We start from the raw sequence: 12,282 nt of genomic DNA on the forward strand, positions 1-12,282 counted from the left end.
ATCAGCGCTTGAGCGAGACAAACGCGTCACGGCCGGCATAACGCGCGCCGCTGCCGAGGGCTTCCTCGATGCGCAGCAGCTGGTTGTACTTGGCCACGCGATCGCTGCGGCACAGCGAGCCGGTCTTGATCTGGGTGGCAGTGGTGGCCACGGCGATGTCGGCGATGGTGGTGTCTTCGGTTTCGCCAGAGCGGTGCGAGACGATGGCCGCATAACCGGCCTTGTCGGCCATGGCGATGGCTTCCAGGGTCTCGGTCAGGGTGCCGATCTGATTGACCTTGATCAGGATGGCATTGGCGGTGCCCGACTCGATGCCTTCGGCGAAGATCTTCGGGTTGGTGACGAACAGATCGTCGCCGACCAGCTGCACCTTGTTGCCAACGCGCTGGGTCAGCAACTTCCAACCGGCCCAGTCGTTCTCGGCCAGGCCGTCCTCGATGCTGATGATCGGGTACTGCGCGCTCCAGTCGGCCAGGAAGTCGACGAACTGCTCGGAGGTCAGGCGCTTGTTCTCGCCAACCAGGTTGTACTTGCCGTTCTCGTAGAACTCGCTGGAAGCGACGTCCAGGCCGAGCAGGATGTCTTCGCCGGCGGTGTAACCGGCCTTGCCGATGGCTTCCAGAATGGTGTCCAGCGCCTCGACATTGCTGCGGAAGTCCGGCGCGAAGCCGCCTTCATCGCCCACCGCCGTGCTCAGGCCGTGGCCCTTCAGCACCGACTTCAGCGCGTGGAAGATTTCGGTGCCGGCGCGCAGCGACTCGCTGAACGAGCTGAAGCCGACCGGCAACACCATGAACTCCTGGAAGTCGACGTTGTTATCGGCATGTGCGCCACCGTTGATGATGTTCATCATCGGCACCGGCAGCGACGGGGTGGCGCCGGTCTTGGCGGCCAGGTACTGCCACAGCGCCTGCTTCTTGGAAGTGGCGACCGCGTGGGCGGCGGCCATGGAAACACCGAGCAGCGCATTGGCGCCGAGGCGGCCCTTGTTCTCGGTGCCGTCCAGATCGATCAGGCGGCGGTCCAGGCCTTCCTGATCTTCGGCATTGAAGCCGGCCAGTGCGGTGGCGATCACGCCATTGATGTTGCCCACGGCATTGCGTACGCCCTTGCCCAGGTAACGGGTCTTGTCGCCATCGCGCAGCTCCACGGCCTCCTTGGTGCCGGTCGAAGCGCCGGACGGGACGGCGGCGCGGCCGAACGAGCCGTCGGCCAGGGTGACTTCGGCTTCCAGCGTGGGGTTGCCACGGCTGTCGAGGATTTCACGGGCGTGGATCTTGGCGATGTTGGTCATGTCTGGGGGCTAGGCTCGTTCAGGAGAGTCTGTTATCGACGGGAAACACAAATACCAGCCGGGAGTTTAAACGAAGCGCAGGCTGGCGCGGCCGTTGCTTTCGCCTGAAAGCGGCGCGGGCCGCTGAAACGCACAAGGCCCGCACTGGGCGGGCCTTGTTTGGGTAGCACCTTGCCCTTCTCCCTGTGGGAGAAGGTGCCCGAAGGGCGGATGAGGGTAAGGAGAGCGAAGCTCGCCTTCATTCACACGCCACGGGTAACGCCCCTGCCGAGCATGGCTCGGCACTACCTTTTCAGGCGCGGGCTTCCTGCAACAGCTTGCCGCCGGCCTTCTTCTCGCGCGCGGCGCGGATGAAGCCGATGAACAGCGGATGGCCGCCACGCGGGGTGGACAGGAACTCCGGGTGTGCCTGGCAGGCCAGGAACCACGGGTGCTGGTCACGCGGCAGCTCGACCACTTCCACCAGCGTGTCATCCATCGACTTGCCGGCAATCACCAGACCCGCGTCTTCCAACTGGGTGCGGTAGCGGTTGTTGAACTCGTAACGGTGGCGGTGACGCTCGGCCACCACGTCCTTGCCGTACAGCTCGCGGGCCAGGGTGCCCGGCTTGAGGCGCTGCTCCTGCAGGCCCAGGCGCATGGTGCCGCCCAGGTCGGACTTCTCGTCGCGCTTCTCGACTTCACCGGTGGCGGTACGCCATTCGGTGATCAGGCCGATCACCGGATTCGGCGACTGGCGGTCGTTCTCGGTGCTGTTGGCGCCTTCGAGGCCAGCCACATGGCGGGCGTAGTCCACCACGGCCGCCTGCATGCCATAGCAGATGCCGAAGTACGGCACCTTGTGCTCGCGGGCATACTGCGAGGTCAGCACCTTGCCCTCGAAACCACGGTCACCGAAGCCGCCCGGCACCAGGATGCCGTCGACGCCGTCCAGCGCGGACAGGCCGGATTCCTCCAGTTCCTGCGCTTCCAGCCACTTCAGGTTGACCTTGGTGCGCTGGCGCAGGCCGCCGTGCTTGAGCGCCTCGCCCACCGACTTGTACGCATCCTGATGGTCGACGTACTTGCCGACCACGGCGATGGTGACGTCGTCCAGCGGATGCAGCGCCGCATCCAGCACCGACTCCCACTCGGACAGGTCGGCCGGACCAGCCTTGTCACCGAGCTTGAGCTGGTTGACCACGATCTCGTCCAGACCCTGCGCATGCAGGCCCATCGGCACGCGGTACAGGACTTCCACGTCCGGCACGCTGATCACGGCGCGCTCGGAAACATTGGTGAACAGCGAAATCTTGCGGCGCTCCGAGTCCGGGATTGCATGCTCGGAACGGCACAGCAGCACGTCCGGCTGGATGCCGATCGAGCGCAGTTCCTTGACCGAGTGCTGGGTCGGCTTGGTCTTCAGCTCGCCGGCGGCACCGATGTACGGCACCAGGGTGAGATGCATGAACAGCGCCTTCTCCGGGCCACGCTCGGTGCGCACCTGCCGGATCGCCTCCAGGAACGGCAGCGACTCGATATCGCCAACGGTGCCGCCGATTTCCACCAGCGCCACGTCGAAGCCAGCAGTGGCCTCGTCGATGCAGCGGCGGATTTCGTCGGTGATGTGCGGAATGACCTGAACGGTCGCGCCCAGGTAATCACCACGGCGCTCCTTGCGGATCACGTTCTCGTAGATACGCCCGGTGGTCACCGAGTTCTTGCGGCTCAGGCGGTTATGGACGAAACGCTCGTAATGGCCCAGATCGAGGTCGGTCTCGGCACCGTCGTCGGTGACGTAGACCTCGCCATGCTGGAAGGGGCTCATCGTGCCTGGATCGACGTTGATGTACGGATCCAGCTTCATCATGGTGACCTTCAGGCCACGCGCCTCGAGAATCGAGGCCAGGGACGCGGCTGCGATGCCCTTGCCTAGCGAGGACACCACACCACCGGTAACAAAAATAAGGGGGGTCACGGCTCACTGCCTCCCGGAAAGCCCTAGTTTAAAGGTTGTCGCCAAAACACCCAAGCACTGGATGCGACGGATTAAAAAAAAGACGCCCCGACCTGCGCCGGGGCGTCCTTGAAACTCAGCAAAAGCGCGTCAGCGACGGCGACGGGCTTCCTCTTCCTCTTCTTCACGCGGCGCCGGCTGGTCAGCCTTGGCCTTGTCCTGGGCAGCGGCGGCAGCGCGGCGCTTGGCCTTCTGCTCGGCCTCGCTCTGCGCCTTGTCGACCGGGGCAGCCTGCGCGGCCTCGGCAGCCTTGCCCTTGTCAGCGCTCTGCGCCATCACGAAGGGAACGGCGGCAACGGCAGCGACAACAACACCCAGGGCCAGCAATTTTGATGTTTTCATCCAAAACCTCCTCGGCTTGCCCCGCCTGGAATGGCGGGCCTTTTTGGAACCGGATACAGGATACCTCGTCGCAGCTGCCCCGGCCCTGAATGCCCTGCGTGCAAAAATCGCCGCCAGACCGCACACTCCCACGTCGATTTGCGCCCTACCGAGATCCATGAACGCCCGTTACAACGCCGCTGACATCGAAGTCCTCTCTGGCCTGGACCCGGTCAAACGCCGTCCTGGCATGTATACCGACACTGCCCGCCCGAACCATCTGGCGCAGGAAGTGATCGACAACTCGGTCGATGAGGCCCTGGCCGGCCACGCCAAGACCGTGGAAGTCACCCTGTTCAAGGATGGCAGCTGCGAGGTCAGCGATGACGGCCGCGGCATGCCGGTGGACATCCACCCGGAAGAGAAAATCCCGGGCGTCGAACTGATCCTGACCAGGCTGCACGCCGGCGGCAAGTTCAACAACCGCAACTACACCTTCTCCGGCGGCCTGCACGGCGTCGGCGTATCGGTGGTCAACGCCCTGTCCACGCTGGTGGAGATCCATATCCGCCGCGACGGCAGCGAGCACCGCATCACCTTCCGCGATGGCGACCGCGCCAGCCCGCTGGAAGTGGTCGGCAGCGTCGGCAAGAAGAACACCGGTACCCGCGTGCGCTTCTGGGCCGACCCCAAGTACTTCGACACGCCCAAGTTCAATGTGCGCGCACTGCGCCACCTGCTGCGCGCCAAGGCGGTGCTGTGCCCGGGCCTGACCGTGAAGCTGACCGACGAAGCCACCGGCGAAGTCGACACCTGGTATTACGAAGACGGCCTGCGCGACTACCTGAAGGCCGAGCTGGGCGAGCGTGAAATGCTGCCGGCCGATCTGTTTGCCGGTTCGCTGAAGAAGGAAACCGAGATCGTTGACTGGGCCGTGGCCTGGCTGGCGGAAGGCGAGCTGGTGCAGGAAAGCTACGTCAACCTGATCCCGACCGCCCAGCACGGCACCCACGCCAACGGCCTGCGCACCGGCCTGACCGAGGCGCTGCGCGAGTTCTGCGACTTCCGCAACCTGCTGCCGCGCGGCGTCAAGCTGGCCCCGGAAGATGTCTGGGACCGCGTCTCCTTCGTGCTGTCACTGAAGATGACCGATCCGCAGTTCAGCGGCCAGACCAAGGAACGCCTGTCCTCACGCCAGGCCGCCGGTTTCGTCGAAGGCGCCGCCCACGACGCCTTCAGCCTGCTGTTGAACCAGAACGTGGAACTGGGCGAAAAGATCGCGCAGATCGCCATTGAGCGTGCCAGCGCGCGCCTGAAGACCGAGAAGCTGGTCACCCGCAAGAAGGTCACCCAGGGCCCGGCCCTGCCCGGCAAGCTGGCCGACTGCATCAGCCAGGACCTGTCGCGCACCGAGTTGTTCCTGGTGGAAGGTGACTCGGCAGGCGGCAGCGCCAAGCAGGCCCGCGACAAGGATTTCCAGGCCATCCTGCCGCTACGCGGCAAGATCCTGAATACCTGGGAAGTCGCCTCGGGCAGCGTGCTGGCCTCGGAAGAAGTGCATAACCTGGCCATCGCCATCGGCTGCGACCCGGGCAAGGACGACCTGTCCGGCCTGCGTTACGGCAAGATCGTGATCCTGGCCGACGCCGACTCCGACGGCCTGCACATCGCTACCTTGCTGACCGCCCTGTTCCTGCGTCACTTCCCGTCACTGGTGGACGCTGGCCACGTGTTCGTGGCAATGCCGCCGCTGTTCCGCGTCGATGTGGGCAAGCAGGTGTTCTATGCGCTGGACGAGGAAGAAAAGCGCTCGCTGCTGGACAAGATCGAGCGCGAGAAGATCCGCGGCCAGGTCAGCGTCACCCGCTTCAAGGGCCTGGGCGAGATGAACCCCTCGCAGCTGCGCGAATCCACCATCCATCCGGATACGCGCCGCCTGGTGCAGCTGACCGTGGACGACAGCGAGCAGACCTCGGCCTTGATGGACATGCTGCTGGCCAAGAAGCGCGCCCCGGACCGCAAGGGCTGGCTGGAGAGCAAGGGCGACCTGGCCTCACTGGAAGCCTGATCCAAGCAATCTCGCTGCACCGAAAGCCCGCCCTCACCGGCGGGCTTTTTGTTGGCCGCGCGCCGCCATTTTATTTTTGTGGGAGCGGCGTAAGCCGCGAAGCAAGCACATCTTCAGATGGCAAAGATCCCTGACCCGCCAGCAGCACCGGCTTCGCGGCTTACGCCGCTCCTACAAGCAGCCGCGCCCCAACAAAAAACCCGCCATCGCTGGCGGTTTTTTTTTTGCAGACTGCGAACCGACTGACTCAGTTCCAACCCACCATTTCGAACAGACGCAGGATCAGGTAAGCACAACCACCTGCCGCCGGAATCGTCAGGATCCAGGCCCACAGGATGCGTTCGATCACACCCAGGCGCAGCGAACGCGGGTTCTTGGCGAAGCCAACACCCATGATCGCGGTAGAGATGCTGTGGGTGGTCGAGACCGGCATGCCGAAGTGCGCAGCCAGGGTCAGGATGGTGGCCGAGCTGGTCTCCGCGGCAAAGCCGTGGATCGGGTGCAGCTTGACCATCTTGTGACCCAGGGTCTTGATGATCTTCCAGCCGCCTGAGGCGGTGCCGGCTGCCATCACCACCGCACAGGTCAGCACGATCCACATCGCGATGCCGTTGCCAGCGTTGGCATCGGGATGCATGAAGGCCAGCCACGACGGCAGGTCGTTCAACGCACCGGTCGCCTCGGCACCAACCAAGGTCATCGCGATGATGCCCATGGTCTTCTGCGCATCGTTGTGGCCATGGGCAAAGCCCATGTACGCCGCCGAGACGATCTGTGCCTTGCCGAAGAAGGCATTGACCCAACGCGGGCGCGCCAGCCGACCGAGCATGCCGCCAACGCGGGCCATGCCGGCGATGATCGCCCACAACAGGCACATCACCACCACGCCGAGCAGGAAGCCGGCGATCGGCGAGGTGATCATCGGCACGAACACCTTCCACAACAGGCCCTTGTTCTGCGCCCAGTTGCCGAGGTTCTGCGACCAGATCAGCGCATCCCAGTTGTTGTGCGCCGCGGCCAGGCCGGCACCACACAGGCCACCGATCAGGGCGTGCGAGGACGAAGATGGCAGGCCTTTCCACCAGGTGATCAGGTTCCAGACAATGCCGCCAAGCAACGCGCACAGGATCACCTGCGGGGTCACATCGACCACGTCGGTGTTGAGCAGGCCATTGGCGATGGTCAGCGCGACGGCGGTGCCGGTGAGCGCGCCGATCAGGTTCATGAAAGCGGCCAACATCACCGCCCAACCGGGCGACAGGACCTTGGTTGCCACCACGGTGGCAATTGAATTGGCGGTGTCGTGGAAGCCGTTGATGAACTCGAAGACGAGCGCGGCCAGAATCACCACCAGGACGAGGGTGAGCATAGAGCGTCCCCGTCAGCTGTTCTTGAGCACGATCTGGTAAGCCACCACGCCGGCTTCGCGGCAACGGTCGATGGCCTTTTCCAGGATCTCGAAGAATTCCTTGAGCAGGAACATCTGCAGGTTGTCCAGGCGACCGGAGTAGATGTCGCGGTACAGCTCCAACATCAGGCGGTCAGCTTCGTTTTCCAGTGAACGCAGCTTCTCGTTGAGCGCGGTCATGCGGTCCAGGTTCATGTGGCGCAGGTCGTTGACCATTTCCACCACCACGCCTGCGGCCTGCTCCAGCATCGCCGCGCGCGGGGCGAAGTCGATCTGGTCCAGATGCTGCACGGCCAACGAGTAGCGGTCGGCGAACTTCTCGATCTGCTTGGGGATCTTGTACAGCGCCGAACCCAGCGCTTCGATGTCCTCGCGCTCGATCGGGGTCATGAAACTGTCAACCAGCGCCTGGCTGATCTTGTCCGAGGCGGCGCGCTCGCGCAGACGGGCGAGCTTGAACGCATCCAGCGCCGGCTGACGATCGGCCTCGCGCATCATGCTGTGCAGTGCCTTGGCACCGTCATAGGCGGCCTGCGCGGCCTCGTCGAGGTAGGTATAGAACTGCTTGCCGGAGCCAAAGATGGTCTGCAACGAAAACATGGGGAGCCTATTCGCCGTCGCGGGAGGGACGGCACCAAGGGCGAATTATGACGGCTAGATGGCATTCAGGGTATTCCTGACGTCTTTTTTACATCTGAAATGTGAACGGCCGGTCGTACCAGAGCCCCGGGGGTTTGCTAATATCGCCAAGCGCCCTCGCGGCGCACCCTATGGACGACGACCCTTATCCCCCGCCACAGCGCCGGATTCCGCCCCTGAGCGGCCGCCGCCACTGCAAGCACCCGCCCTCCCTGTCACCAACCCGGGGAGAGACCCGTGTTTGAATTTTTCATCGTACTGGCCTTGATTCTGCTCAACGGCTTCTTTGCCATGTCCGAAATGTCGGTCATGACCTCGCGCAAGAGCCGCCTCAAGCAGCTGGCCAGCTCGAGCAAACGTGCCGCCCGCGCCCTGGCCCTGTCCGAGAAGCCCGAGAATTTCCTGTCCACGGTGCAGATCGGCATCACCCTGATCGGCATCCTGACCGGTGTTTACGGCGGTGACGCGATCGGCGGTGCCATTGCCCAGCACCTGCAGGCCCTGTTCCCGGCACTGTCGGCGAACTTCTCGCTGTTTGGCGCCACCCAGCCCTGGTCGGAGTTCATCGGCAAGACCCTGGCCGTTGCGCTGATCACCTACCTGACGCTGATCTTCGGCGAACTGGTACCCAAACGTGTCGCCTTGACCCGTTCCGAAGACATCGCCGGCATTGTCGCGGTGCCAATGAGCTGGCTGGCCCGCATCGCCGCCCCCGGCGTTTGGCTGCTCTCGCACTCCACCCGGCTGGTGCTGCGCCTGCTCGGCCTGGGCAAGACCGAATCGGCCTCGGTCAGTGAAGAGGAGATCCGCATGCTGGTGGCCGAGAGCCATGAGCAGGGCGTGATCGACAGCCACGAGCGCGACATGATGAACCGCGTCATGCGCCTGGGCGACCGCACCGCCGACAGCCTGATGACCCCACGCAACCGCATCGCCTGGCTGGACACCAACGCCGACCCGGAGAAGAACCTGTCCGCCATGCGTGACCACTCGTTCTCGCGCTACCCGGTGTATCGCGGCAACGACCAGGACATCGCCGGCATCCTCGAGGTCAAGAGCCTGGTGACCCGCCTCAGCGGCGGCAGCCACAGCCTGTTCGAGAACCTGCGCGAGACCCTGTACGTCTCCGAGTCCACCCACGCGATGAAGCTGCTGGAGATCTTCCGCGAGGAACACCAGTCAATGGCACTGGTGGTGGACGAGTACGGCGAGATCCAGGGTCTGGTGACCATCTCCGACCTGATGGGCGCGGTGGTTGGCCGCCTGCAGGCAACCGAGAACACCGACGACGACGCCTTGGTTGTCACCCGCGAAGACGGCTCGTTGCTGGTCGATGGCTCGCTGCCGGTGGACGACCTGCAGGAGCTGATGAACGGCGCCGAGCTGCCGGATGCGGAGGAAGGCGATTACTACACCATCGCCGGCATGTGCATGCATTACTTCGGCCGTATTCCGCACGCGGGCGAATACTTCGACTGGGCCGGCTGGCGCATCGAGATCGTCGACCTCGACGGTGCCCGCATCGACAAGCTGCTGCTGCGCAGGCTGCCGGAAGAAGATGCCGATGACACCACCGGTTGACCCGGACGGCACCACGCCGGACGCCGGCAGGACGGATACCGGCGGCTATCGCAACGAAGGCATCCGCACGCTACTGGCGATGTTCGAACGCGGCGACCCGGATGAACATCTGCCACTGGGCAAGGTTCTGCAAGGCCTGGAACAGAGCGCCTTCGGCGTATTCCTGTTCATCGCCATCCTGCCCGCCTTCATCCCGATCCCGGGCATAGGCGGTGCGGTCAGCAGTCCGCTGGTGTTCCTGATCGGCAGCCAGTTGTTGTTTGGCATGTCGCGGCCGTGGCTGCCGGGCTTCATTGCCAGACGCGGCCCCAAGCGCAGCACCGTGCACAGGTTCCTGAGCAAGATCAGCCGACCGCTGCAACGCCTGGACCGGATGCTGAAACCACGGCTGGCAGTGCTGATCGTGCCATTGCCGGCGCGCATGCTGACCGGCGTGCTGTTGTTGCTGGTCGGCCTGCTGCTGTCGCTACCGATTCCGTTCACCAACTACCTGTTCGGCTTCCAGCTGCTGTTGTTCGCACTGGCACTGATCGAGCGCGATGGCGCCTTGATGCTGTTCAACTGGCTGGCAGCGATTGCCGCGGGCCTGTTCTTCGGCTTCGGCTCCGGCCAGCTGATCAGCGAGAGCATCGCACTGTTCGAGCGCCTGACCAGCTGACGCCCCCGGTCCACGGTCCACGGTAGTGCCGAGCCATGCTCGGCAGAGGCTTTACCAGCAAAAAGCACCCCTCCCCAGCCCTCCCCTTCGCTACGCGAAAGGGGGGGGCCGAAGCGTAGTGCCGAGACATGCTCGGCAAGGGCTTTACCGGCAAAAAGCCCCCCAGCCCTCCCCTTGGCTACGCCAAAGGGAGGGAGCAAACGGCTTACACCGCCACCCGCTGCCAGGCCTGCATCGCCAGGTCGAACGAACGCAGGCGCGCCACAGGGTCATAGATGTTGGCAGCCAGCATCATTTCATCAGGACGATGGCGCTCGACGAAGGCCAGCAAGCCTTCCCCCACCTGCGCCGCATCGCCAACGATGCTGCAGGCCAGGGCACGCTCAACACCGGCCTTCTCATGCGGTGCCCAGAACGCCTCGATGTCATCCACCGGCGCCGGAATCCGCCCGGGCGTGCCACGCCGCAGATTGACGAACGCCTGCTGCTGGCTGGTGAACAAGCGCTTCGATTCGGCCTCTGAATCACTGGCAACCACGTTCAACGCCAGAATCGCGTAAGGCGCCTGCAAGTGCTCGGAAGGACGGAAGTCGCGGCGATACAGCGCCAACGCCTCATCCATGGAATCCGGAGCGAAGTGCGAGGCAAACGCGAACGGCAGGCCCATCGCTGCCGACAGGCGCGCACTGAACAGGCTCGACCCCAGCAACCACACCGGCACTGGGATGCCGCCGCCGGGCACGGCCTGCACCGACTGGCCGGGCTGTACCGGCGCGAAGTAGTGCAGCAGTTCGGCGACATCCTGCGGGAACTGGTCGGCGCTGTCGAAGTAACGGCGCAAGGCGCGCGCGGTGGGTTGGTCGGTGCCGGGCGCCCGGCCCAGCCCCAGATCGATACGATCCGGGTACAGTGAGGCCAAGGTGCCGAACTGTTCGGCCACCTGCAACGGCGAATGATTGGGCAGCATCACCCCACCCGAACCCACGCGGATGCGCGAAGTGCCACCGGCCACATGCCCGATCAGCACCGCGGTCGCGGCGCTGGCGATGCCGGGCATGTTGTGGTGCTCGGCCAGCCAATAGCGGTGATAGCCCCAGCGATCGGCGTGCTGGGCCAGCTCCAGCATGTTGGCAAACGCCTGCTGCGGGGTTGAGCCCTCGCAGACAGGGGCCAGGTCAAGGATGGAAAGGGGGATCATTCTGCGGTCTCCGTGGACGATACGAAGGACATGGGGTTCGTCCTCGCATTCTCCATGCAGTCACCGCGGCTTCCATCGGGACACTGTTTCCCACGTCCCGCCCGTGCAGGCTTGAAACCCATGCCTTCTCAGGCCTGGACTTCGTCCTGCCGGTCCACCAGCGGCTGCAGCTGAGCATCCAGCGACACGCGTTCATCAAACACGAAACAGCGGCCGTCATAGCCTTCACCACCGACTTCCTCGAAGTAACCGAGGATGCCGCCTTCCAGCTGCAGCACGTTGTGCATGCCATCGTTCTGCATCCACAGCGCTGCCTTCTCACAGCGGATGCCGCCGGTGCAGAAGCTGACCACGGTGGCATCGGCCAGCGACTCGCGGTGCGGCTCCAGCGCGGCCGGCAGATCGGTGAACTTGGCGATCGGCAGGGTCAACGCACCCTCGAAGGTGCCATGGGCGAATTCCTGCCAGTTGCGCGTATCCAGCATCACCACGCGCTTGCCGTCGTCGTCATGGCCCTGCCGCAACCAACGCTGCACGGTGGCCGGGGCCACGCTGGGTGCGCGCGGGTAATCCAGCGGCTGGCCGTCTTCGCGGCGGAAGCTGATGATTTCCGGCTTGAACTTGGCCTTCAGCCTGGCGAACGGCTGCATCTGGCTGTGGCTGTACTTGATCCGCATGTCAGCGAAGCGGGCGTCGGCCTTGAGCTGGCTGTAGAAGCTCTCGATACCTTCACTGCTACCGGCGAGGAACAGGTTGATGCCCTCCTCCGCGATCAGGATGGTGCCGCGCAGCTCCAGCGCCTTTGCGCGTTCATGCAGGGTGGCGGTCAAGGCTTCGGCATCAGCCAGCGGAACGAAGAGGTAGGCAGCGGTATTGACGATCATGCGCATAGTTTAAACGACCGGCCCCACGGCCGTTGTGGGAGCGGCGTAAGCCGCGAAGCTGGCAATGTATGAAAGACCCAAGAGCCCCCAAACCCTGCCCTTGCCTGCGGCAAGGGACGGGACTGTAGTGGGGGGGGGGGGGGGGCGGCGGGGGGGGCCGGCGGGCGGGCCCCCCCGCAGGCACGAGCCGGCACGCGAGGGGAGCCTCGTCCCGGGCCAAGGGGGGGTGGGGGGG

General features: G+C 64.5%; 10 protein-coding genes. 3 read left to right on the plus strand and 7 right to left on the minus strand.

What is annotated here, in order from left to right:
* Nucleotide 1 precedes the first annotated feature (1 nt).
* The 3 genes from eno to ACVOLI_RS11340 all read right to left on the minus strand — a co-directional run bounded on the left by eno (nt 2) and on the right by ACVOLI_RS11340 (nt 3,632).
* Nucleotides 2-1,294 carry a phosphopyruvate hydratase gene (gene eno / locus ACVOLI_RS11330; protein ID WP_481614487.1) on the minus strand — a complete coding sequence of 431 codons (1,293 nt, stop codon included), beginning with the start codon at nt 1,292-1,294 and terminating at the stop codon, nt 2-4.
* Nucleotides 1,295-1,586: 292 nt separating this feature from the next.
* On the minus strand, nt 1,587-3,251 hold the full coding sequence (locus ACVOLI_RS11335; RefSeq protein ID WP_481614488.1) for a CTP synthase: 1,665 nt from the start codon (nt 3,249-3,251) through the stop codon (nt 1,587-1,589).
* Between the two features lie 129 nt (nt 3,252-3,380).
* On the minus strand, nt 3,381-3,632 hold the full coding sequence (locus ACVOLI_RS11340; RefSeq protein ID WP_282273021.1) for a hypothetical protein: 252 nt from the start codon (nt 3,630-3,632) through the stop codon (nt 3,381-3,383).
* Nucleotides 3,633-3,789: 157 nt separating this feature from the next.
* Here ACVOLI_RS11340 and parE point away from each other — a divergent pair, with 157 nt between their 5' ends.
* Entirely contained in the window at nt 3,790-5,679 is a 1,890-nt protein-coding gene (gene parE, locus ACVOLI_RS11345) for a DNA topoisomerase IV subunit B (RefSeq protein ID WP_481614489.1), read from the plus strand.
* A 247-nt stretch (nt 5,680-5,926) separates the two neighbouring features.
* Here the strand turns inward: parE and ACVOLI_RS11350 are convergent, their stop codons facing one another.
* Nucleotides 5,927-7,048, minus strand: coding sequence for an inorganic phosphate transporter (locus ACVOLI_RS11350; RefSeq protein WP_481614490.1), 1,122 nt, complete (start codon nt 7,046-7,048; stop codon nt 5,927-5,929).
* A gap of 12 nt (nt 7,049-7,060) precedes the next feature.
* Nucleotides 7,061-7,687, minus strand: coding sequence for a DUF47 domain-containing protein (locus ACVOLI_RS11355; protein WP_057628278.1), 627 nt, complete (start codon nt 7,685-7,687; stop codon nt 7,061-7,063).
* 276 nt (nt 7,688-7,963) lie between these two features.
* Between ACVOLI_RS11355 and ACVOLI_RS11360 the strand changes: the two genes are divergently transcribed.
* Nucleotides 7,964-9,307: a hemolysin family protein gene (locus ACVOLI_RS11360; protein WP_282272630.1), complete on the plus strand. Its 1,344-nt coding sequence runs from the start codon at nt 7,964-7,966 to the stop codon at nt 9,305-9,307.
* Nucleotides 9,291-9,965: an exopolysaccharide biosynthesis protein gene (locus ACVOLI_RS11365; protein ID WP_481614491.1), complete on the plus strand. Its 675-nt coding sequence runs from the start codon at nt 9,291-9,293 to the stop codon at nt 9,963-9,965. The genes ACVOLI_RS11360 and ACVOLI_RS11365 overlap by 17 nt, the downstream gene beginning before the upstream one ends.
* A gap of 205 nt (nt 9,966-10,170) precedes the next feature.
* Here ACVOLI_RS11365 and ACVOLI_RS11370 read toward each other — a convergent pair whose 3' ends face one another.
* Together ACVOLI_RS11370 and ACVOLI_RS11375 are read right to left on the minus strand one after the other, a co-directional pair.
* Nucleotides 10,171-11,163 carry an LLM class flavin-dependent oxidoreductase gene (locus tag ACVOLI_RS11370; RefSeq protein ID WP_481614492.1) on the minus strand — a complete coding sequence of 331 codons (993 nt, stop codon included), beginning with the start codon at nt 11,161-11,163 and terminating at the stop codon, nt 10,171-10,173.
* A 128-nt stretch (nt 11,164-11,291) separates the two neighbouring features.
* The gene (locus tag ACVOLI_RS11375) at nt 11,292-12,047 is read right to left on the minus strand and encodes a sulfurtransferase (protein WP_481614494.1); all 756 of its coding nucleotides are present in this window, start codon (nt 12,045-12,047) and stop codon (nt 11,292-11,294) included.
* Between the last annotated feature and the right edge of the window lie 235 nt (nt 12,048-12,282).

It is taken from the genome of Stenotrophomonas sp. STEN029 (genome assembly GCF_056760015.1).

Excerpts from the sequence above, each read along its gene's own strand:
- eno (WP_481614487.1), bottom strand. The coding sequence starts at position 1,294 with ATGACCAACATCGCCAAGATCCACGCCCGTGAAATCCTCGACAGCCGT.
- ACVOLI_RS11340 (WP_282273021.1), bottom strand. The coding sequence starts at position 3,632 with ATGAAAACATCAAAATTGCTGGCCCTGGGTGTTGTTGTCGCTGCCGTT.
- parE (WP_481614489.1), top strand. The coding sequence starts at position 3,790 with ATGAACGCCCGTTACAACGCCGCTGACATCGAAGTCCTCTCTGGCCTG.
- ACVOLI_RS11350 (WP_481614490.1), bottom strand. The coding sequence starts at position 7,048 with ATGCTCACCCTCGTCCTGGTGGTGATTCTGGCCGCGCTCGTCTTCGAG.
- ACVOLI_RS11355 (WP_057628278.1), bottom strand. The coding sequence starts at position 7,687 with ATGTTTTCGTTGCAGACCATCTTTGGCTCCGGCAAGCAGTTCTATACC.
- ACVOLI_RS11365 (WP_481614491.1), top strand. The coding sequence starts at position 9,291 with ATGACACCACCGGTTGACCCGGACGGCACCACGCCGGACGCCGGCAGG.
- ACVOLI_RS11370 (WP_481614492.1), bottom strand. The coding sequence starts at position 11,163 with ATGATCCCCCTTTCCATCCTTGACCTGGCCCCTGTCTGCGAGGGCTCA.
- ACVOLI_RS11375 (WP_481614494.1), bottom strand. The coding sequence starts at position 12,047 with ATGATCGTCAATACCGCTGCCTACCTCTTCGTTCCGCTGGCTGATGCC.